We start from the raw sequence: 20,416 nt of genomic DNA, 5'->3' as shown, positions 1-20,416 counted from the left end.
TTCCCGCACGCGTTCAGTACACGTCGCGGGCGTACCGCTTCGCCGCGGAGAGCTGCTTCAGATACGCGGCGGCCTCGTCCGGGTCGAGGCCGCCGTGCGTCATCGCGATCTCGCGCAGCGCCCGGTCCACGTCCTTCGCCATCCGGCTCGCGTCACCGCACACGTAGAAGTGGGCGCCGTCCTGGAGCCAGGACCAGAGCTGGGCACCGTGCTCGCGCATGCGGTCCTGTACGTACACCTTGGCGCGCTGGTCGCGGGAGAAGGCGAGGTCGAGCCGGGTGAGTGTGCCGTGCCGGTGGAGTTCCTCCAGTTCCTGACGGTAGTAGAAGTCGGTGGCGCGGCGCTGTTCGCCGAAGAACAGCCAGTTGCCGCCGCGGTGACCGAGCGCCCGGCGGTGTTCCAGGAAGGCCATGAACGGGGCGATGCCGGTCCCCGGGCCGACCATGATCGCCGGGGTGTCCGCGCCCGCGGGCGGGCGGAAGTGCGCCGAGCTCTGGACGAACAGCGGTACCGGCGTGCCCGGCTCGGCGTCCGCGAGGAAGGCGGAGGCCACGCCCTTCCGGGGGTGGCCTCCCGGCCCCTCGTAGCGCAGGACCGAGACGGTCAGGCCGACCTCGCGCGGGTCGACGAGCGGGCTGGAGGAGATGGAGTAGAGCCGCGGCCGGAGGCGCCCCAGGCGCTCGGCCCACTCCTGGGCGCCCAGCCGGACCGGGTACTCGGCCAGCACGTCGACGGGCCCGCGCCCCCACGTCCACCGGGCGAGGCCGTCCTTGTTGTCGGGGCGGGTCAGCTGCTTGAGCCCGCGGTCGCCGGTGTGCTCGGTGATGAAGCGCAGCAGGTCGGGAGTGAGCCGGGTGATGTCCAGGTGCCGGTGGAGCGCCTCGGCGAACGGCATGGGGTCGCGGCCGGGTACGACGACCTCAGCGTGCGGGGAGAGGCCGGTGGCGGCCAGCCATTCGGTCACCAGGCCGGGGCAGTTGACCGGCTGGACCCCGAGCGCGTCGCCGGGCTCGTACGCGGGACCGTCCTCGCCCAGGCCGAAGGTGAACCGGCGGACCTCCTTGGTGGCGCCGGGCAGGCCGAGCAGCCGGTTGCCGGACAGGCGCGCGGTGTACGGGGAGTTCCGGTCCGCCGCGCGCCGCGGCCGCTCTGCGGCCGCCGGAACGGGAGCGGCCGCGAGCGCCTCGCGCACCTGCGCCAGCCACCGGCCCGCGGGTTCCTCGTAGTCGGGCTCGCAGTCCACCCGGGGCAGGAGTCGATGGCCCCCGAGCTCTTCGAGGCGCTGGTCGAGCCGGCGGCCGTGGCCGCAGAAGGCGTCGTAGGAGGAGTCGCCGAGCGCGAGGACCGCGTAACGGACGTCCTGGAGGCGGGGTGCGTCGGCGGCGCCCAGGGACTCCCAGAACGCGGCGCCGTTGTCCGGTGCGTCACCGTCGCCGAAGGTGCTGGTGACGACCAGCAGGTCCGTGCCGGGTGTCAGGGCGGCGGGCGTGCGGTCCGCCATGCCGTGCACGCCCGCCGGGGTGCCGCCCTCGGTCAGGGCCGCCGCGACGGTGGCGGCGAGGTCCTCGGCGTTGCCCGTCTGCGAGGCCCACAGGACCACGGTCTGCCGGGTCGGCCGGTCCTGGGCCGCGGGGACCTCCGTCGCGGCGACGAGGGGAGCGGTGACCGGGGGAGCGGTGGCCAGGGCGGTCGCCGTACGCGCGTACGTGCCGGCGAGGACCCCGTCGACCCACAGGGCGTGCCCGGCCTCGAAGGGGGCGCCGGCGGGAAGCGACGGGACGCCGCTGCCGGGCGGGGCACAGGCGAGTCCGGCGAGGAAGCCGGCGAGGTACTGGCGCTCCCGGTCGGAGAGGGCGGGCGGCGTGCGGTCGTCCAGCCCGAACAGGGAGCTGAGGGCGGCGGCTGCCGGGGCGGCCGCCGCCGGCGGGCGGGACGGCGTCGTGACGGCCCCTTCCGGCGGGGTCGGGGCCGGCGCGGCGGCAGCGGGCCGGGCCGCCGCGGGAGCCGCGACCGGGCCGGCCGGGGGCGGCACGGGAGCCAGCGTCCTGGTCAGGGTCACCGCGCACATCTTGAGGCCGGGCTGGAAGGAGATCGGGTCGACGGCGTCGTCGGTGACGGCGTTGACGCTGAGGTACTCCCCGAACAGGTCGTTCCAGTGGAAGGGGGCGAAGCAGTTCCCGGGCCGTACCCGGTCGGTGACGACGGCGGGCAGCACGGCCCGCCCGCGCCGTGAGGCAACCTCCACCCCGTCGCCCTCCGCGATCCCGAGAGCGGCCGCGTCCTGCGGGTGGACCTCCACGAACGGCCCGGGATTGAGCCTGGCCAGCTTGGCGACCTTGCCGGTCTTGGTCAGGGTGTGCCACTGGTGCTGCAGACGGCCCGTGTTGAGCACGAACGGGTAGTCCTCGTCCGGGAGTTCGCCGTCCGGCAGATGGGGGCGGGCGAAGAACACCGCCCGTCCCGTCGCCGTCGGGAAGACCAGCCGCGGGCGGCTGCCGTCCGCCCGCTCGGCCGGGGTCCGGCTGACGCCGTCATTGAGGTAGCGGACCGGATTGCGGTCCGGCCCGCCCGGGCCGGCCGGCCACTGCACCGGCCCCGAGCGCAGCCGCTCGTACGTGACCCCGCGCAGGTCCCAGCCGGTGTTCGGGTTCCAGGCCTGCCGCAGCTCCTCGAACACCTCCTCGGCGCACGTGTACGTGAAGGCCTCGGCGAACCCCATCGCGCAGGCGACCTCGGCGATCAGCCGCCAGTCGGGAAGGGCCTCGCCGGGCGGGTCGACCGCCCCCTGCACCAGGGTGAGACTGCGCTCCGAGTTGATCATCACTCCGTCCGCCTCGGCCCAGAGGGTGGCGGGCAGCGCGATGTCGGCGTAGGCGTTGGTCTCGGTCTCCGCGAACACGTCCTGGGTGATGACCAGTTCGGCGGTCTCCAGCGCCTTGATGACGGTGCTGCGGTTGGCGACGGAGGCCACCGGATTGGTGCAGATGATCCAGCACGCCTTGATCTCACCGGCGGCCATCTTCTCGAACATCTCGATGGTGCCGCGCCCGACGTCGGTGCGCAGCGTCCCCTTCGGTATGCCCCACAGCTCCTCGACACGCTCACGGTCCTCCGCCACCAGGACCGAGCGCTGCCCGGGCAGCCCCGGCCCCATGTAGCCCATCTCCCGTCCGCCCATCGCGTTGGGCTGGCCGGTGAGGGAGAAGGGGCCGCTGCCCGGGCGGCAGATGGCGCCGGTGGCGAGGTGCAGGTTCACCAGGGCGTTGGTGTTCCAGGTGCCGTGCACGGACTGGTTGAGGCCCATGGTCCAGCAGCTCATCCACTCGCCCGCCTCCCCGATCCAGCGGGCGGCCAGCCGGATGTCGTCCTCCGGGATGCCGGTGATCGCGGCGACGCGCGCGGGCGCGTAGTCCTGCAGGAAGGCGGGCATGTCCTGCCAGCCCTCGGTGTGCTCGGCGATGAACCCGGGGTCCGTCCAGCCGCCCTCGACGAGCAGGTGCAGCAGGCCGTTGAGCAGGGCCAGGTCGGTGCCCGGCCGGACCTGCAGGAACAGGTCGGCCTTGTCGGCGGTGGCGTTGCGCCGGGGGTCGACCACGATGAGTCTGGCGCCGGCCATCTTGATGCGGTCCATCATCCGCAGGAAGAGGACGGGATGGCAGTCGGCCATGTTGGAGCCGATGACGAAGAAGACGTCCGCCCGCTCGAAGTCCTCGTACGAGCCGGGTGGCCCGTCGGCGCCGAGCGAGAGCTTGTAGCCGCTGCCGGCGCTCGCCATGCACAGCCGTGAGTTGGATTCGATCTGGTTGGTCCGCAGGAAACCCTTGGCGAGCTTGTTCGCCAGGTACTGGGCCTCCAGGGACATCTGGCCGGAGACGTAGAGCGCCAGCGCGTCGGGACCGTGCGCGTCGAGGATCTCCTTGAGGCGCGAGGCCGCCCGGGCGACGGCCGCCTTCACCGGGGCGGCCGCGGGCCCGGCGCCCCGCTCGCCGCGGACCAGCGCCGTCTCCAGCCGGCCGGGGGCCGCCAGCATGTCGGCGTGCGTGGCGCCCTTGGTGCACAGGCGCCCGGCGTTCGCGGGGTGCCGCTTGTCGCCGACCGCCCTGGACACCGTACGGCGTCCGTCGCCGCCCGTGGTGATGTCCAGGACGATTCCGCAGCCGACGCCGCAGTAGGAGCAGACCGTACGCACCTGCTGCCCCGTCGCGGCCTTCGTCTCCGCCACAGCAGACCCCCTCGCGCCACCGGCCGACACCGCTTCGTTCCGGCCGCCGCGGCCGTGTGCAGGTCGATCCCGTTGCGGACCAAGGTAGGAAGTGCCTGTTGCGCGCGTGTGACGGGCGGTGCCACCCGGGGGTTACAAGCCGCTGCGCCAAGATCGCGTCGGACGGTGAGGGACGGTGCTCAGCAGCTCAGCAGCTCAGCAGCTCAGGGCGTGTCGAGGCCGGCGGCTTCTCCTCCTGGGGTCACCGGATCCACTTGTCGCAGTACTCGACGCGGATCTCGCGCGCGTTGCCGAGGATGCCGGCGTGGGCATGGAGTTGGGTGCAGAAGCGGGGGTAGCGCGGGTGGACCGGTACGTAGCCCGGGCCGTTGCGGGCGACATCGATGAAGTGCCGGGCGGTGTCCCGGAACACCTTCGCGCTGCCCGTCATGAACAGGGTCTCGGCGTGGACGTGCTGGTGGAACAGGTCCCGGTTCTCCCGGTAGCGCCGTGACTCCTGGTAGATCAAGGGGTCGTCGGCGAGAGTCGGCGCGGGCAGCGTCACCGTCTGCCGGCGCCCCGGGTCGAGCCGGGCGCGGACGTCCTTCCAGCGGGACGGGGCGAACTGCAGCGAGTGGTGCAGCAGTACGAGGTCCAGCTGCCGTGTGCCGGCTTCCGGCGGTTCGTGCGCGGGGGCGGGGTTACCGCGCATCGGCAGGTGGATCAGCGAGCGCGGGGAGGAGGCGGCGAGCGTCCACAGGCCGCCGAACAGCTTCGCCGCCGGCTGGTCGAGGTAGGCGTCCAAGTGGCTGTCGTGATCGACGAGTACGGCGCCGAGCAGCGCCCGGGCCGGTCGGATGACCTTGAACTCCACCGGGCCGAGCCGGGCCCGGTGGATGGTGACCGGCAATTTCACGCGCCACGTCGCGTCTTGGCATCGGCGCCCGCCCGGGGGACGCCGTCGACGGCCAGGCAGATGCCGAAGACCCGGTCGTGGCCGGTCCAGCCGTTCACCCGGCCCCGGTTGTTGCTGATCTGGACCCGCTTCCTCGCCGGGTCCACGGAGGACACCAGGTGCAGATACACCGTCCCGGCGACACGGGCGAGCACGATGTCCCCGACCTCCAGCTTCGACGGGTCGGCCGGAGCGACCACCACCCGCTGGCGACTGCGTATCAACGGAACCATCGAGGAGCCGGTGGGCCGGAACTCCACGGTGGCTCCGCCGCCGACCCTGCCGGCCACTGCGTTCATTGCACCCATTCGAGGATGCTGGCAGATCGGGCCGCAGGGGCCCATCGATTTATCTCCCGGTCCGGGTACGGCCGCTTCCCGGTGTGTCTGCGGCGGTCCCCTCCGGGCGGGCGGTATGGATGGTGGGCCGGTGTAGGGGACAAGAGTGGGGAGTGGCGCGTGGCGGCCATGGTCGGACTGTTCTGGGTCACTCCGGACGCGGTGTACGTGGGCTCGCCGCCGAACGCCATCGGGGTCGGCGTCCGGCTGACCGCCGACGGGCTGGAGGCCCTGGACCCCGACGGTCACCGGGCGTGGACGTGGGAAGGGCTGCGTTCCGCGGTGGTCGAGGGCGTGCCCAGCGAGAGCCCCGCGGGCCGTACGTCGAAGCTCCTCGGGTCGGTGGTCTCGGCCGCGATCGGTACCTTCCTCGGCGAGGGACCGCCGGAGATGACGCTTCGGATGGAGACGGTCGACGGTTCGCAGGAGGTCACGGTGTACTCGGCGGCGGCCGGAGGCTACATCGCCGAGGAGGCCCGGCTCTCCCAGGACCTGCTCGACCGCTTCGTGGCGGGCACCGCCGACCCGCGGGCCGTTGAGGTGTGGGGCCGGGAGCACTCCCTGGAAGGCACCCCCGAGCCGAGTGCCCGGCAGGCCCTGCTGAACACGTGGGCCCAGGTGTAGCCGGGACAGGCCCCGCGGTGGCGGGATGACCCGCCTGCTCTTCCGGTCGATCGGGGCGTCCTGACCCGCGTACGTCAGGGCGCGGACGACGACTCCTGGAGGTAGGCGGCGATCAGGGCCAGGTCGTTGGCGATGGACAGTACCTCGGTGGGGTCGGCGCCCGGCGTGGAGGCGCCGTTGACGCCTGCGTAGAAGGTGTCGAAGCGGCCGCCGCCCTTGTCCAGGTAGCCCGCGATCGTGATGGCGCCGACGGCCAGCCGGTCGTTGAGGGCGTCCCCGCCGACGGCCGCGCCGGTCTTCGCGAACACCTTCCCCCGGGCCGGACAGCTGCGGCAGTTATCGGCCAGCAGGCCGTCGACACCCAGGACGGGCAGGGCCTCCCGGAACATCCGCGCATCGGGGCCGTGCTGCCAGTACGTCAGCATCTGCACCAGCACCTGCGGTGTGGCCCGGTCGGCGGGGTTGCCGCCCCGGCCGTCCATCAGCTGCGCCTGCTCGCGGTCGACGCCCGCCCGGTCGAGGAAGTCGGCGAGCACCGGGAAGCCGGCCGGACACTGGTTGCTGTCCGCCGTGACGGCCAGCAGACAGATGCCGAGGTTGGCGCCCAGGTTGTGGCTGACCTTCAGGATCAGCTTGGCGTACTGGGCGTACGGCGGCGAGGTGTACGCCGCCACCCGCGGCCGCCCGTCGTAGTCGCGCGGCAGTCGCGCGACCGGGTTGGGGCCCGAGGGGTCCGCCGTGACGTGCACTCCGGCGCGTTCGAGCGCCTCGATCAGGGCGACGCGTCCGAAGGCGGCCGGGTCGCCGATGGGAGAGGTGCGCAGCAGCGGCTCGGCGTCCGCGGCGATCGTTCCCGACAGCCGGATCCGGGTGCCGCCGTCGGTGGCCGTCACCGTGACCGCGGTGGGCTTCCCGGCCGCCACGGTCTTCACCGTCGAGGTGACCCGGTACGGGGCCACCTTCGGCCGCCAGTCCAGCCCGGCGGCCGCGCCGGCCCGGTCCCCGGGAGTGGTCATCAGGTCGATCAGGTTGTCGTTGATGATCAGGGGCGTCGGGGTGGGCACGAGCTCCGGGTCGGGGAGGAACAGCCGGCTGTCGACGATCACGTCGCCGTCGACACGGGTGATGCCGGCGTCGCGCACCTGCCGGGCCAGCAGGTCGATTCCGGCGAGGGGGTTCTCCGGTGTGAGGGTGGCGCCGGGGAAGTCGTTGGCGTAGGTGTGGTCGAGATCGGTGTACGCGACCGTGCCGTCGGGGCGCGTCCTGCCGCCCATGGTGAGGTCGCCCTGGGCCACCAGGTCGAGGTCGCCGGTCAGCGTGGCGCCGTCGCGCTCGCCGACCGCGTAGACGGGGGTCACGAAGCGGTGGTCGGCGCCGAGCGTCTGCCACGGGCCCGAGACGCTGAGCAGTTTGGCCGTGGATCCGGGGATGAAGAACTGCTCGGGGAACAGGCTGTGCACCACGCGGCCGGTGTCCGGATCGGTCTGCAACAGGCCCCACTGGGCATTGCGGTACTCCGGCTTCCGCATGATCGCCGTGATGCGCGGGTCGAGCCCGCCGAGGCCCGTGTCGCCGGACGCGGAAGGCGAGGACGGCGCCGTCGGGGAGGACGGCGTGGTGGTCGGCGGGGGCGGGTCCGTGCCGGCCGCCGTCCCTTGGGCGAGGGCCACGAACAGCAGGGCGGCTCCGGCCGCGGCTGCGGCGCGCCGCAGCCGCGCGGGGTGGATCGGTCCGCTCACAGCGCGCTCCGTTCGTCGCGGCTGTCTCCTCCCGAGGCCAAGCAACAGGGTGGCACGGCCGGGGCGCCGGGGCGCGTCGGGCGGGATTCACTCCTCGGTGGGCAGCCAGCAGCCGTGCAGACCGAGCGGGACCCGGACGGGGATGCGGGCGCGCGCCACCGGGCCGGAGGCGGGGTCCTCGGCGGGGACGACCAGGAACCAGCTCGAGCCGTCGGTACGGTCGGTGGCGAAGGTCAGCCAGTGGCCACGCTCCTCGGAGCCGGAGGAGCCGCCGGGCTCGGGGGCGAAGACCGGCTCGCCGACCGAGAGGTTCCCGGCCGACCAGAGGCGGGAGGTGCCCGTCTCGCTGTCGTACCAGCGCACGGCGTCGTACTCGCCCGGCAGCAGGTCCGTCCGCCCGGTGTCGGTGGCCAGTGCGGTGTACCGGTGGCGTCGGCCGATGCGCCGGTCGTCGACCCGCGGGAACTCCACCCGGGAGTCGTCCAGCAGGGTACGGGCCATGCTCCCCGCGACCGGGTCGATCCGCGCGCGTACCAGGCCACCGCTGATCGGATCGTTGTCCTCCTCCGCACCGCCGACCATCAGCCGGCTCCACTGCACGAAGTCGAGGACCACCGGGGCGTCCGCGCCGGGGCCGTCGTCGTACGCGTTCACCGTGTGCCACACCCAGAACGCCTCGTCGGACGCCCAGCGCAGCGGCCCGCCGTCGCGCGGGATCAGCGCCACGCGGGTGCCGCGTTCGGGGCGCCAGGCCAGGAAGGAACCGCCCGCCATCGCCGCGCCCAGATCGAAGAAGGCCGGAGCGAGGACGAGGACGGCGTAGCGGTCGGTCAGCGCCATGTCGTGGATCATCATCGGCTCGTCCACCCCGTCGACGGGGGTGGGCCCGCGGCCGACCGTGCCGTGGCGGTCGATGACGGACCAGGTCAGGTAGGGCGGCTCCAGGCCGTAGCAGAAGACCACCATCTCGCCCGTGACCGGGTCGATCTTGGGGTGGGCGGTGATGCCCGCGGGCAGGGCCCCGCCGAAGGCCTCGCGGCCGAGCGTCGCCAGCTCGCCGTCGACGCGGAAGGGGCAGGCCGATTCGGCGAGGGCCAACAGGCGGCCGGCGTGCCGGACCACGTTGATGTCGGGCATGTCCCGGAAGGTGCCGGCGAGCTCCGGTCCCACCTGGTCGGCGTCCGGCATGATCATCGATTCGATGCCGCCCCACAGGGCGCGGCCGGCCCGTTCCTCGGCCACCAGGGCGGGGGTGCGTACGAAGCGGTTGCGGTAGCGGGCCCGCCCACCGGAGAGCCGCACGCCGTGCAGCATGCCGTCCCCGTCGATGGGATACAGGTACGAGCCGATCGGCGTGAAGCGCGGATTGGGGCCGTTGCGCAGGTACAGGCCGTCCAGGGTGTCCGGCAGCTCGCCCGTCACCTCCAGGTCCGCGACGTCGACCTCCTCGGACACCGGCGCGAAGGCCCCGAGGAGGTGGGGAACGCGGGTGGGGTCGAAGCGGGGTGGCACGTACGTGTTCACGGGGCCTCCCGGGGTGCGCGGTCCGTCCGCCGGCGTGCTTGTACGCCGGCTTCCAGTGAAACGCGCGTCGGGTGGGCCTGCCAGGCGGTCCGGAATGCGGCCGGTCGCGGGCGCACGCAGGATGGGGAACGAGGCGGGTACCGGCCCGGCACGCCGGGTGGCCTGAACCTCAGGCGGACGTGAAGAGTTCCGCGTGCGCGCCGTCGAGGAGGAACCCGTTGTCGAAGCGGACGCGGACGCTCACGCGCAGCTTCTGCTCCTGGTGGGCGATCCACGCCGGTTCCAGGGAGGCGACGTTCTCCTGAAGTTGCTTCCTGCTCCCTTCCGGCATCTGGTGCCCGAAGGAGTCGAGGAGCGACTTGAGCCGCTCGTACTCGAGGACGTCCTTGCCGCTCTGCCGCTGGTGCTCGTCCACCCGCTCGACGGTGCCCTCGGTGCCGGCCGCGAGGGCCAGGAAACCGGCGACGGTCTCCCCGTCCGGTGTGACCGGACCGGTCGACAGCCTGAGGTCGGCGGCCAGCCGCACCCGGATGCCCACCCGGAGGCCTTCGTTCAACGTCATCGATCCTTCATCTCCCCGCTCGGGGCACGAGCCTATCGGTGACCCCGCCTGGTCGTCAGCCGCGGGCCGTGAGGTGGTCGGCGACGGCCTCGTGGGTCAGGTGGAGGCCCGCGCGCAGGACGGCGTCGTGCCGGGTGGGGTGGGCCGCGCGGTGGGCGAGGTCCAGGCCGCGGGCCCGGTCGAGGTCCGCGGCCACCGCGGCGCGGTCCTCGCCGCGCAGGGCGCCGTCCACGGTCCGGGCGGTGGCCCGGACCAGCGGGGCGAGGTCGGGCAGGGCGGTGTCCGACCCGGGGGACGCGGCGGCTTCCGGCGCGGGAGGCGGGGCGGGGCCGTCGGTCCGGGCGCGCTCGCGGAGTTCCTGGGTGAAGTACTGGAGGGTGAGGGCGGTCCGGGCGGCGAGCCTCAGCCGCTCCTCCAGCCCGTCCGGCGGCCGTGCGGGCGTACGGAGGTACAGCCGGGGGAGCCGGGTGCGTCGAGCCGCCCGTTCGCAGGCCGCGAGGCCGTTCCGCGGTCGCAGCCACAGCTCCGCGTCCTCGGGCGTTCCCCGGGCGGTGGGCGGTCCGCCGGCGCCGAGCCGGGCGGCGACCGTACCGAGGAGGCCGCCGAGGTCGCCCCGGTACGCGTCGAGGCCTGCCGCGGCCGACCGGTACGGGTCCGGCGGCCACAGCAGCGGCCCCAGCAGGACGACGGCGGCGATGCCGACGGCGCTCTCCGCCAGCCGGGCGAGGGCGTAGCCGGGGACGGCGGTCGCGTAGATCACCAGCGCGGTGATCAGGACCTGCTGGTTGGGGGCGCCGTCCCGGTACATGAGGTACATGCCCGCGCAGCCGCAGGCCAGTACGGCGAGGAAGGACACCGAGGCGGCCCAGGACACCGAGGTCACCGAGGAGGCCGTGGGCGGCGGCAGCCAGTGCAGCACGATCGTGGTCAGCGCCACGCCCACGACGACGCCCACGAGCCGGTCCCACCCCCGTCGCGGGGCGTCGTACACGTCCTCGCGGAGGATCAGTACGGCCGGCAGGGCGGCCGGTACCGGGACCGTGCTCGTGCCCCACCACAGGCACAGGAACCAGGGCACGGCGGCGCATACGGCCAGGCGGGCGGCGGAGCGCAGTCGTGCGCGGGGCGGTGGGTCGAGCGGGACGGAGACCGTACCGGGCATGGCGGACATCGTAGGCCTGTGCGGCCGGCCGTGGCGCCATCGACGGGACGGCCGGGCCCGCCTATGATTCCGACGCGCCACGCACCTCGAACACTCATACCCACAACGGGTGATGGCGGCCTCCGGGACCCGTACCGGGAACGCCGCCCTCGCCCGACGAGTTCGGAGGTCCTGTTGAGCACATCCACACGCACCTCGCGCACCTCGCGCAGACTGGCGGCGCTGGCCGTCGGCCTGACCGCCGTCCTGGCAGCGTCGGTCGGTCCGTCCTTCGCCGCGCCGCACACGTCGACCGGCCCGGCGGTGACGCGCACGGCGGCCGCCGCCGCCCCGTCCGTGGTCAACCCGGGCAATCAGGTGTCCCTCCAGTACGACCACGCGTACTTACCGATGACCGCCACCGGCGGCGCGGCCCCCTACACCTGGTCGGCGGTCAACCTGCCCACCGGTGCCTCGATCAATTCCTCGACCGGCCTGATCTCGGGCCTCCTGCGCGGCAGCGGCATCCGTACGGTCACCGTGACCGCCAAGGACGCCGCCGGCGCCGCCGCCTCCACCACCTTCACCTGGCGCGTGATCCGCGACGCCTGCCCCCGCTGCTGACCCGGCGCCCGGCGCCCTCCCGATCGCGGGCAGGGCGCCGGGCGGTGTTCCTCGGGCAGGATGGGCGGATGCGTACGACGGAACCGGTGACGAGGGCGGAGGCGCTGGCCGCCTCGGGCGAACGGCGCATCCTGGGCATCGCCGGGCCCCCCGGAGCCGGAAAGTCGACACTGGCCGCCCGGATCGCGGACGCGCTCGGGCCGGATCGGGCCGTGGTGGTCCCGATGGACGGCTTCCACCTCGCCCAGGCCGTGTTGGACCGCCTTGGCCGCGCCGACCGCAAGGGCGCCCCGGACACCTTCGACGCCGCCGGCTACGTCGCCCTGCTGCGGCGGCTGCGCGCACCGCAGGCGCTCACGGTGTACGCGCCCGCCTTCGACCGCTCCCTGGAGGAGCCGATCGCCGGCAGCATCCCCGTCGCCCCGGACGTACCGCTGGTGATCACCGAAGGGAACTACCTGCTGCACGACGCGGGGGAGTGGGCCTCGGTACGGCCGCTGCTGGACGAGGCCTGGTATCTCGCCCCCGCCGAGGACCTGCGCCTGGACCGGCTGATCGACCGTCACGTGCAGCACGGCAAGGACCCCGCGTACGCGCGTGCGTGGGTGGCCCGCTCGGACGAACCCAACGCCCGGCTCGTCACCCTGGGCCGCCACCGTGCCGACCTCGTCCTCGACGCCGGCTGACGGCGCGACGCCGGGCGCACGCGGCGGCGGGCGCACACGGCAGTCGGGCGCACACGGAGGGTCGGGCGCGCCGTGTGCTCTCGTGCCAACACCCGTGCACGGTAAGGAAAGCGGGGCGGCCGGGGCGTTCGACGTTCACGCCTCCGGGGCGTCAGCCCGACCGAACCTTCTCAGCTGGAGGACATCCGCCGTTCGTACACAGGGGCGGACGGCACTCCGGCGAGCACAGCCGGGCCGCGCCATGGTTCTGACCAGGCGTCACGGTCCACGGTCGGCCCGGGCGCTCGCGGGTGTCAGGGGCCGCGCCAGATGTTGGCGAACGCCGCGTTCTCGATGGTCCGCCTCTGGCGTACGGCCTCCAGTTCCATCACCGCGTCGTTGACGACGGCCAGCACGGTCGTCACCGCCTCGTCGCCCGGGCGCGGTTCGGCCTCGGGGTCGTCGCTGCGGATGCCCACGACCGAGGCGAGGGCGGCGAGGACGGGCTCTTCCTCCTCCTGGCGGCCCAGCGCCCGGCGGCGGGCGGGCGTATCGGCCACCTCCATGCGGTCGGTCCCGAAGGGCAGCAGGCCGCGCCGTCCCCGCGTCAGCTCACCGGCCTCCTCCAGAGCGGCCTGGTACGCCGCGGACAGGTCGCGGCCGCGGCGCCACAGCCACTCGTCGACCCGCTCGTACGGCGTCCGGCGGGTGAGCGCCGCCGCGGCCTCGCCCAGCAGGGGGTCGTGCAGTTCCGGCTGCGTGCCCGGAACGATGCGGTCGCCGTCCAGGGAGACGGCCTGCGCGTCGAGGAGGTCGATCAACTCGGCTCCCGCGAGGGCGAGCGACAGGTCGCCCTGCCCGACGGAACGGTCCGGCGGCGGGTCCATCGCGATGATGAACAGGTCTTTCGCCGTACTCATGAACGGCTCCCCTCGGAGTCATCGGAAGGCGCGGATGCCGGCGGGGCCAGCCGGCCGGTGGGACCGGCTGATCACCTTCCTATGGTCGCACCAACGCCCGCGACGGCCTTCTGGTTCCCGGAACCACCCGGTAGGCCTACAAAGGGCAGTCGAGCCGGCCGCCCCCTCCGCGAGGGAACGCGGGGCCCGCGCCACCCCTCCTACCTGGTGCGCTACCCACTGGTAGCGCTCCGGGCCCGGCGTCCGGACGGGGACGGTGCGGGGGTTGGCTGATTCATGGGTCTGACGAGTGGCACGCTCATGGTGAGCGTCGCGGTGTGCACGGTGCTGCTGTTCGCCCTCACGGTGTGGGTGTGGCCCCGGCTGGGACGGCCGGGCGCCCGGCGTGTGCTGGGGCGCGTCGGGCTGCTCGTGCTCGTGCAGTTGACGGTTCTCGCCTCGGTCGGCGCCGCCGCCAACCGCACCTTCCTCCTCTACGACTCCTGGGCCGACCTCGCCGGTACGAAGCAGCACGCCCCGGCCGCCCCGGGCGGCGCCGTCGTGGAGGTGCTGGGCCGGCAGGCCCCGGAGGTGCCCGGCGGTCGGAACCCGCAGGTGGGTGGGGTGATCGAGAAGGTGACGATCCACGGCGAGCGGTCCCGGGCCGCCGCCGAGGCGTACGTGTACCTGCCGCCGGAATACTTCGACAAGAGCGACGAGCGGCGCAGGTTCCCGGCCGCCGTCGTCCTCACGGGCTACCCGGGCATGGCCGAGAACCTCATCAAGAAGCTGCACTACCCGCGGCTGGCGTGGAGCCTGGCGAAGCAGAAGCGCATGCAGCCGATGATCCTGGTGATGATGCGGCCCACCATCGCCGCGCCCAACACCCAGTGCGTCGACGTCCCCGGGGGCCCGCAGAGCGAGGCCTTCTTCGGCGCGGATGTCGTCAAGGCGGTCTCCAGTACGTACCGCGTGGGCACCTCGCCGCGGAGCTGGGGCATCATCGGCGACTCCACCGGGGGCTACTGCGCCCTGAAGATGGCGGTGCAGCACCCGGAGGCGTATGCGGTCGGCGTGGGCCTGTCGGCGGAGTACAGGCCCGAGATCGACCAGGACTCCGGTGATCTGTTCAAGGGGAACAAGGACGAGGAGAAACGGTCCGACCTGCTGTGGCACCTGGACCACCGGCCGCAGGGGAACTCCTCGTTCCTGGTGACCTCTTCGCTGCGGGGCGAGCCGAACTACGGCGAGACGCAGGAGTTCATCCGCAAGGTGAAGGCGCCCGCGCACGTCTCGTCGATCATCCTCGACAGCGGCGGCCACAGCTTCAACACCTGGCTGCGGGAGATTCCGCCGGCGCTCGTCTGGACGGGCGCACGGCTCGCCGCCGAGTGAGCGCTCCGGCGGGCGGGAGCGAGCCGGGGCGCCCGGGTGCGTCCGCAGGCCTCCGGGTGAGCCGCGTCTCACCTGAGCGCTGCCGCTTGTCTATGCAACGAGTTGCATAGAAAGATCGGAGCATGGCGCTCGACCACGCGATCCTCGTCTCCCTGCTGGAGAAGCCGGGCTCCGGCTACGAGCTGGCCCGCCGGTTCGACCGGTCCATCGGCTACTTCTGGACCGCCACCCACCAGCAGATCTACCGCGTCCTGGCCCGTATGGAGGGCGACGGGCTGCTCGCCGTCCGCGAGGTGCCGCAGCAGGGCCGGCCGGACAAGAAGGAGTACTCCGTCGCCGGCCCCGGCCGCGCCGCCCTCGCCGGGTGGCTGCACGAGCCGATCGAACCCGAGAGCCTCCGCCACGACCTCGCGGTCAAGATCCGCGGCGTGGCCTTCGACGACCCGGCCGCGCTCGTCCAGGAGGTCGAGCGGCACCACCGGGCACACAGCGACCGGCTGGCCCGCTACCTCGCCGGTGAACTGCGCGACTTCACCGGGCCGGAGGCCCCCGCACCGCTCGACGCCGGTCAGGAGCTCCAGCACGTCGTGCTGCGCGGCGGCATCGCGTACGAGCGGATGACGATCGCCTGGCTCGATGACGTCCTCGCCACCCTGCACCGGCTCGGCGGGGCCCCGCCGACCGCCACCGGCTGAACCGCACCCGGCACGACGGCGGGCCGGCACGGCACACGCCACCGCACCACGGCACATCCCACCGCGCACCCGCCCCATCGCCCCTCCACGCGCCCGACCCCAACCCCTCGGAAGGTGAACCTCCATGGCAGACGCCCTGCTCTTCAATCCGCACACCTATGACCCGGCGCACTTCGACCCCGAGACCCGCAGGCTGCTGCGCGCCACCGTCGACTGGTTCGAGAGCCGCGGCAAGCGCCGGCTGATCGAGGACTACCGCTCCCGCGCGTGGCTGGCGGACTTCCTCGCCTTCTCCGCGAAGGAGGGGCTGTTCGCGACCTTCCTGACCCCGGCCACCGCCGCCGGCGAGGGGGAGTCCGACAAGCGCTGGGACACCGCCCGGATCGCGGCCCTGAACGAGATCTTCGGCTTCTACGGCCTCGACTACTGGTACGCCTGGCAGGTCACCATCCTCGGCCTCGGCCCGGTCTGGCAGAGCGACAACGCCGAGGCCCGCGAGCGCGCCGCGCAGCTCCTCGCCGAGGGCGAGGTGTTCGCCTTCGGCCTGTCCGAGAAGACCCACGGCGCCGACATCTACTCCACCGACATGCTGCTGCAGCCCGATGGCGACGGCGGATTCCGCGCGAGCGGCTCCAAGTACTACATCGGCAACGGCAACGCCGCTGGCCTCGTCTCGGTCTTCGGCCGCCGCACCGACATCGAGGGCCCCGACGGCTACGTCTTCTTCGCCGCCGACAGCCGCCACGCGGCGTACCACCTGGTGAAGAACGTCGTCGACTCCTCCAAGTACGTCAGCGAGTTCCGCCTCGACGACTACCCGGTCCGCGCCGAGGACGTCCTGCACACCGGCCGGGCCGCCTTCGACGCCGCCCTGAACACCGTCAACGTCGGCAAGTTCAACCTCTGCACCGCCTCCATCGGCATCTGCGAGCACGCGATGTACGAGGCCGTCACCCACGCGCACAACCGCGTCCTCTACGGCCGCCCGGTCACCGCCTTCCCGCACGTCCGCCGGGAGCTGGCCGACGCGTACGTCCGCCTGGTCGGGATGAAGCTCTTCAGCGACCGCGCCGTCGACTACTTCCGTACCGCCGGCCCGGACGACCGCCGGTACCTGCTCTTCAACCCGATGACGAAGATGAAGGTGACCACGGAGGGCGAGAAGGTCATCGACCTGATGTGGGACGTCATCGCCGCCAAGGGGTTCGAGAAGGACAACTACTTCGCGCAGGCGGCCATCGAGATCCGCGGCCTGCCCAAGCTGGAGGGCACGGTCCACGTCAACCTGGCCCTGATCCTCAAGTTCATGCACAACCACCTGCTGAACCCGGCCGAGTACCCGCAGGTGCCGACCCGTCTCGACGCGGCCGACGACGCCTTCCTGTTCCAGCAGGGACCGGCCCGGGGCCTGGGCTCCGTACGCTTCCACGACTGGCGGACCGCCTACGACGCGTACGCCGCCGTGCCGAACGTGGCCCGGTTCCGCGAGCAGGCCGACGCCCTCTGCGCGTTCGTGGCCACCGTTGCGCCGGACGAGGAGCAGAGCCGTGACCTCGACTTCCTCCTCTCCGTGGGCCAGCTGTTCGCACTGGTCGTCTACGGACAGCTGGTCCTGGAGCAGGCCCGCCTGACGGACCTGGACGAGTCCGTGCTCGACGAGCTGTTCTCCGTGCTCGTCCGCGACTTCTCCGGCCACGCCGTCGAGCTGTACGGCAAGGACTCCGCCACCGCGGCCCAGCAGGACTGGGCGCTCGGCGCGGTCCGGCGCCCGGTCGTCGACGAGGCGCGCGCGGCGCGCGTCTGGGCACGGGTCGAGGCGCTGTCCGGCACGTACGAGATGGCCCCGTAGGAAAGCGGCTCCCGGGGGACCGGCACCGGCACCGGCACCGCGCATCGGCACCGACGTCGGCGCCGCGCGTCCGCCCGCCGGCCGGAGCCGGTTCCCCTGCCGTCAGGCCTGAGCCGTGGGACGTACGACGATGTCGCCCACGTCGACACCGTCCGGCTGCTCGATGGCGAAGGCGATGGCGCGGGCCACCGCGTCCGGCGACAACGCGGTCTCCATCATCCGGTCGATCCGCTCCCGGGCCCGGGGGTCCATGCGCTCCGTGAAGTCCGTACGGACGGCGCCGGGCGACACGACCGTCACGCGCAGGCTGTCCCCGGCCTCCTGGCGCAGGCCCTCGGAGATCGTGCGCACGGCGTTCTTCGTGCCCGCGTACACCGACTGGAGCGGCACGACGCGCAGTCCGGCGGTGGACACGGTGTTGACGAAGTGCCCGGAGCCCTGCTCCCGGAAGACGGGGAGCGCCGCAGCGATCCCGTAGAGGACTCCCTTCAGGTTGACGTCGATCATCTCCTCCCAGTCCTCGACGCGCAGGTCGTCGAGCGGGGAGATCAGCCCGACCCCGGCGTTGCTGACGAGCACGTCGAGCCTGCCGTAGCGCTCTCGCGCCAGGTCGACGAGGCCCAGCAGGTCGGTGCGCCGCGTCACGTCCGTACGGATCCAGGCGGCCTGACCGCCGGCCTTCTCGATCCGGGCGACCAGAGCCTTGAGGCGTTCCGTGCGGCGTGCGCCGAGGACCACCTTCGCGCCCCGCTCGGCGAGCAGGAGAGCGGTGGCCTCGCCGATCCCGCTGCCTGCGCCGGTGACGGCCACGGTCTTGCCTTCGATTCCCGACATGGCGGGAGTCCCTTCGGAAGAGGAATGGGCAGGCCGACGCATGCCCTAGAGTGAAAGTGGAGGCGCCGCCACTTCAACTCAGACTAAGCGGAGGCTCCTCCACTTAACAAGCGGGGGCATGTGAGGGGGAGGAGAGAGCTTTTGATGCCGGCAGACGCAGAACGCCCGCTGAGGGCCGACGCACAGCGCAACCGGGACAAGATCCTGGCGGCCGCGGTGCGCGTGTTCACCGAACAGGGCCTGGAGGCGCACTTCGAGCGCATCGCCAAGGAGGCCGGCGTGGGTACGGGCACCCTCTACCGCAACTTCCCCACCCGGGAGGCCCTGATCGAGGCGGCCTACCGGAACGAGGTCGCCCGCCTGTGCGACTCCGTCCCCACTCTCCTGGAGACCATGCCGCCGTACGAGGCCCTGCACGCCTGGACGCGCCGCTTCATCGACTACGCCACCGCCAAGATGGGCATGGCCGACGCGATGCGAGCCGTCCTCGCCGCGGGGTCCAACCCCTACGCCGACAGCCGCCGGTTGATCCAGGACGCCCTCGCCTCCCTGATGGAGGCCTGCACCGCCGCGAGGGCGATCAGGTCCGACATCACCTCGACCGACATGTTCGCCGCCCTCGCCGGTATCGCCCTCACCTCGGCCGGCCCCGAACAACGCGCCCAGGCCGAACGCCTCCTCGACCTCACCCTGGACGGCCTGCGCCTGCGACGGGAGTAGCGGTGCGGGTCCGGAGGTTGCGCTGCATGCGGCCGTAACCCGCTTGCGGTTGCCTCGGTCGCCTGGACGAAGATGCCTGCGTGAGCAGAGAGACCGACGAGGTAGGCGCTGCGATCGCGGGTGAGTTGCGCCTGATGGACCCCGGCGTGCGCATGTCGCAGTCGCTGGTCCGGCAACTCCTTGACCCGCACTTCGTGGAGGTGGGCGCCTCGGGCCGGCGGTGGACGTACGAGCAAATGCTCGCCGCGCTGCCCGATATGGACGGTTCGACGGAAGAAGGGCCGCGCTACGAGCCCTCGGAGATGACCGGTGTCGTGCTGGCGCCCGGGCTGGTGCACCTCACCTACGAAACCGTGATCGACGGAAATCGGGCACGGCGCAGTTCGCTCTGGCGCCGGCAGGGCCCGGGAGCCCAGTGGCAGATGTACTACCACCAGGCCACACCCTGTCCGAGGCCATAGGCCGGGCCCGCCGAGGCCGACCGGCGTCGGCGGTTCAGCGCCGGTGGGCTCGGTGGGCTCGGCGGGCCGCGCGGTCGCGCCAGCGGCAGAACGTCGCCGCCGGGTCGGTCCAGTACTTCCACGGGAGCGCGTACACGTAGCCGTCGACCAGACGGAACTGCTCCAGCGCCGCGTCGTACCGCTTCTGGCGGGTCAGGAAGTAGGCCAGCAGGTGGCGTACTTCGGCCGTGTTCGGATGGTTCGAGGGGGCCGCGGCGACGTCGGCCAGAGCGGCGTCGACCAGGGACACCAGGTGAGGTGACCGGAAGGCGGCGGAACGCGCGTCCGTGTCACGGTGTTCGTACCAGGCGATCAGCGGCAGCGCGGTGAGCAGGCTGCCGAGCGGTGCGTCGGCCGCTGCCCGCTGGGCGAAGGACATGGCGCGCTCCTCCGAGCCGCGCCACTTCGCGCACCAGTACTGGAGCGCCGCGTAGTGCGCGTCGTAGTGGTGCGGGTCGCGGGTGGTGATCTCCTTCCAGATCCGTTGCATGCCCTCCTCCGGGTAGCCGAGGCCCAGCGCCGCCCATATCTCGTTGACGTAGGGCGTGGGGTCGTCCGGGTTCAACTCGGCCGCGCGTGCGTTCTCCTGCGGTACCCGGGCCAGGGTGGCGTGGAACCCGGCGAACTGCTCGGCGCTGGTGTTGTTCGCCCGGCCGCCGCCGCGCCGGTGCCAGGCCAGATTGACCATCGACTTCGCCCGCACCAGCGCGAGGTCGGCGTCGTCCGGCCCGGCCGTGGCCTCCCACTGGTACAGCCAGCTGTCGGGGCGCGCGGCCCGATGGGAGCCGAGGGCGGCGGCGTAGGCGGAGCGGCGTGCCCAGTCTCCGCGTTCCCGGGTCCCGGCCATCAACCGCGCGGCCGGTTCCCAACTGCCCCGGGCGGCCGCGGCGGCGGCCCGCTCCAGCTCGGGGTCGGGCGCCGCCCGGCCGGTGTGCTGCCTGGACTGCGGAACAAGCCCCGACTTCCGGGCGGCACGGGACGAAGTCCCGCCCGGCGCATCGACGGTGGTGCGGCGGTAGAAGAGGACCGCCACGGCGACGACGAGCCCGATGACGACGATGCGTGTGACTTCCACGGTGGGAGCCCCTGAGGGAGGAGTGATCGAACAAGTGGGGACTCGGGAGTATGACCCGGGGGCGTGGTCCCCCGCA

Annotated in this window: 18 protein-coding genes; 8 read left to right on the top strand and 10 right to left on the bottom strand. The window is 72.8% G+C overall.

Annotated elements, in window-relative coordinates:
- Positions 1-13: 13 nt before the first annotated feature.
- From OG373_RS04965 to OG373_RS04955, 3 genes are all read right to left on the bottom strand, one after another.
- Positions 14-4,222 carry a molybdopterin-dependent oxidoreductase gene (locus tag OG373_RS04965; protein WP_405436137.1) on the bottom strand — a complete coding sequence of 1,403 codons (4,209 nt, stop codon included), beginning with the start codon at positions 4,220-4,222 and terminating at the stop codon, positions 14-16.
- 241 nt (positions 4,223-4,463) lie between these two features.
- Complete coding sequence (locus OG373_RS04960; RefSeq protein ID WP_405436136.1) at positions 4,464-5,117, bottom strand: hypothetical protein; 654 nt, start codon at positions 5,115-5,117, stop codon at positions 4,464-4,466.
- Positions 5,114-5,455, bottom strand: a complete 342-nt coding sequence (locus tag OG373_RS04955; RefSeq protein ID WP_405436134.1) for a S26 family signal peptidase — start codon at positions 5,453-5,455, stop codon at positions 5,114-5,116. Before OG373_RS04955 ends, OG373_RS04960 begins: the two co-directional genes overlap by 4 nt.
- Positions 5,456-5,614: 159 nt before the next feature.
- Here OG373_RS04955 and OG373_RS04950 point away from each other — a divergent pair, with 159 nt between their 5' ends.
- Entirely contained in the window at positions 5,615-6,118 is a 504-nt protein-coding gene (locus tag OG373_RS04950) for a hypothetical protein (RefSeq protein ID WP_405436132.1), read from the top strand.
- Positions 6,119-6,192: 74 nt separating this feature from the next.
- Here the strand turns inward: OG373_RS04950 and dacB are convergent, their stop codons facing one another.
- The 4 genes from dacB to OG373_RS04930 form a co-directional block, all read right to left on the bottom strand.
- Positions 6,193-7,857 carry a D-alanyl-D-alanine carboxypeptidase/D-alanyl-D-alanine-endopeptidase gene (dacB, locus tag OG373_RS04945; protein WP_405436131.1) on the bottom strand — a complete coding sequence of 555 codons (1,665 nt, stop codon included), beginning with the start codon at positions 7,855-7,857 and terminating at the stop codon, positions 6,193-6,195.
- 87 nt (positions 7,858-7,944) lie between these two features.
- The gene (locus OG373_RS04940; protein ID WP_405443936.1) at positions 7,945-9,369 is read right to left on the bottom strand and encodes a carotenoid oxygenase family protein; all 1,425 of its coding nucleotides are present in this window, start codon (positions 9,367-9,369) and stop codon (positions 7,945-7,947) included.
- A gap of 181 nt (positions 9,370-9,550) precedes the next feature.
- Entirely contained in the window at positions 9,551-9,943 is a 393-nt protein-coding gene (locus OG373_RS04935; RefSeq protein WP_405436129.1) for a hypothetical protein, read from the bottom strand.
- Positions 9,944-9,998: 55 nt separating this feature from the next.
- Positions 9,999-11,105 (bottom strand): hypothetical protein, encoded by a 1,107-nt coding sequence (locus OG373_RS04930; RefSeq protein WP_405436127.1) that lies wholly within the window; start codon positions 11,103-11,105, stop codon positions 9,999-10,001.
- Between the two features lie 174 nt (positions 11,106-11,279).
- Here OG373_RS04930 and OG373_RS04925 point away from each other — a divergent pair, with 174 nt between their 5' ends.
- Together OG373_RS04925 and OG373_RS04920 are read left to right on the top strand one after the other, a co-directional pair.
- Positions 11,280-11,708, top strand: a complete 429-nt coding sequence (locus OG373_RS04925) for a putative Ig domain-containing protein (protein ID WP_405436126.1) — start codon at positions 11,280-11,282, stop codon at positions 11,706-11,708.
- Positions 11,709-11,776: 68 nt separating this feature from the next.
- A complete protein-coding gene (locus tag OG373_RS04920) occupies positions 11,777-12,394 on the top strand; it encodes a nucleoside/nucleotide kinase family protein (protein WP_405436124.1) in 618 nt (205 codons plus the stop codon).
- 293 nt (positions 12,395-12,687) lie between these two features.
- On the opposite strand, the gene OG373_RS04915 is transcribed toward OG373_RS04920, so the two are convergent.
- The gene (locus OG373_RS04915) at positions 12,688-13,293 is read right to left on the bottom strand and encodes a GPP34 family phosphoprotein (protein WP_397727784.1); all 606 of its coding nucleotides are present in this window, start codon (positions 13,291-13,293) and stop codon (positions 12,688-12,690) included.
- Between the two features lie 276 nt (positions 13,294-13,569).
- Here OG373_RS04915 and OG373_RS04910 point away from each other — a divergent pair, with 276 nt between their 5' ends.
- The 3 genes from OG373_RS04910 (at position 13,570) to OG373_RS04900 (ending at position 17,211) form a co-directional block, all read left to right on the top strand.
- Positions 13,570-14,667, top strand: a complete 1,098-nt coding sequence (locus OG373_RS04910) for an alpha/beta hydrolase (RefSeq protein WP_405436122.1) — start codon at positions 13,570-13,572, stop codon at positions 14,665-14,667.
- Positions 14,668-14,789: 122 nt separating this feature from the next.
- Positions 14,790-15,362: a PadR family transcriptional regulator gene (locus tag OG373_RS04905; protein WP_405436120.1), complete on the top strand. Its 573-nt coding sequence runs from the start codon at positions 14,790-14,792 to the stop codon at positions 15,360-15,362.
- Positions 15,363-15,486: 124 nt separating this feature from the next.
- Positions 15,487-17,211 (top strand): acyl-CoA dehydrogenase family protein, encoded by a 1,725-nt coding sequence (locus OG373_RS04900; protein ID WP_405436118.1) that lies wholly within the window; start codon positions 15,487-15,489, stop codon positions 17,209-17,211.
- Between the two features lie 102 nt (positions 17,212-17,313).
- On the opposite strand, the gene OG373_RS04895 is transcribed toward OG373_RS04900, so the two are convergent.
- A complete protein-coding gene (locus OG373_RS04895; RefSeq protein WP_405436116.1) occupies positions 17,314-18,045 on the bottom strand; it encodes an SDR family oxidoreductase in 732 nt (243 codons plus the stop codon).
- A gap of 144 nt (positions 18,046-18,189) precedes the next feature.
- Here OG373_RS04895 and OG373_RS04890 point away from each other — a divergent pair, with 144 nt between their 5' ends.
- Positions 18,190-18,765, top strand: coding sequence for a TetR/AcrR family transcriptional regulator (locus OG373_RS04890; protein WP_405436114.1), 576 nt, complete (start codon positions 18,190-18,192; stop codon positions 18,763-18,765).
- A 134-nt stretch (positions 18,766-18,899) separates the two neighbouring features.
- Positions 18,900-19,226: a DUF4440 domain-containing protein gene (locus OG373_RS04885; RefSeq protein WP_405443934.1), complete on the top strand. Its 327-nt coding sequence runs from the start codon at positions 18,900-18,902 to the stop codon at positions 19,224-19,226.
- 34 nt (positions 19,227-19,260) lie between these two features.
- Here the strand turns inward: OG373_RS04885 and OG373_RS04880 are convergent, their stop codons facing one another.
- Positions 19,261-20,340 carry a hypothetical protein gene (locus OG373_RS04880; RefSeq protein WP_405436113.1) on the bottom strand — a complete coding sequence of 360 codons (1,080 nt, stop codon included), beginning with the start codon at positions 20,338-20,340 and terminating at the stop codon, positions 19,261-19,263.
- Between the last annotated feature and the right edge of the window lie 76 nt (positions 20,341-20,416).

It is taken from the genome of Streptomyces avidinii (genome assembly GCF_045161815.1).
Taxonomy (GTDB): domain Bacteria; phylum Actinomycetota; class Actinomycetes; order Streptomycetales; family Streptomycetaceae; genus Streptomyces; species Streptomyces avidinii.
Note: the sequence above shows the minus strand (reverse complement) of the source record. Positions and strands in the feature narration are given on the sequence as shown.

Excerpts from the sequence above, each read along its gene's own strand:
- OG373_RS04955 (WP_405436134.1), bottom strand. The coding sequence starts at position 5,455 with ATGAACGCAGTGGCCGGCAGGGTCGGCGGCGGAGCCACCGTGGAGTTC.
- OG373_RS04935 (WP_405436129.1), bottom strand. The coding sequence starts at position 9,943 with ATGACGTTGAACGAAGGCCTCCGGGTGGGCATCCGGGTGCGGCTGGCC.
- OG373_RS04930 (WP_405436127.1), bottom strand. The coding sequence starts at position 11,105 with ATGCCCGGTACGGTCTCCGTCCCGCTCGACCCACCGCCCCGCGCACGA.
- OG373_RS04920 (WP_405436124.1), top strand. The coding sequence starts at position 11,777 with ATGCGTACGACGGAACCGGTGACGAGGGCGGAGGCGCTGGCCGCCTCG.
- OG373_RS04915 (WP_397727784.1), bottom strand. The coding sequence starts at position 13,293 with ATGAGTACGGCGAAAGACCTGTTCATCATCGCGATGGACCCGCCGCCG.
- OG373_RS04910 (WP_405436122.1), top strand. The coding sequence starts at position 13,570 with ATGGGTCTGACGAGTGGCACGCTCATGGTGAGCGTCGCGGTGTGCACG.
- OG373_RS04905 (WP_405436120.1), top strand. The coding sequence starts at position 14,790 with ATGGCGCTCGACCACGCGATCCTCGTCTCCCTGCTGGAGAAGCCGGGC.
- OG373_RS04900 (WP_405436118.1), top strand. The coding sequence starts at position 15,487 with ATGGCAGACGCCCTGCTCTTCAATCCGCACACCTATGACCCGGCGCAC.
- OG373_RS04895 (WP_405436116.1), bottom strand. The coding sequence starts at position 18,045 with ATGTCGGGAATCGAAGGCAAGACCGTGGCCGTCACCGGCGCAGGCAGC.
- OG373_RS04890 (WP_405436114.1), top strand. The coding sequence starts at position 18,190 with ATGCCGGCAGACGCAGAACGCCCGCTGAGGGCCGACGCACAGCGCAAC.
- OG373_RS04885 (WP_405443934.1), top strand. The coding sequence starts at position 18,900 with ATGGACCCCGGCGTGCGCATGTCGCAGTCGCTGGTCCGGCAACTCCTT.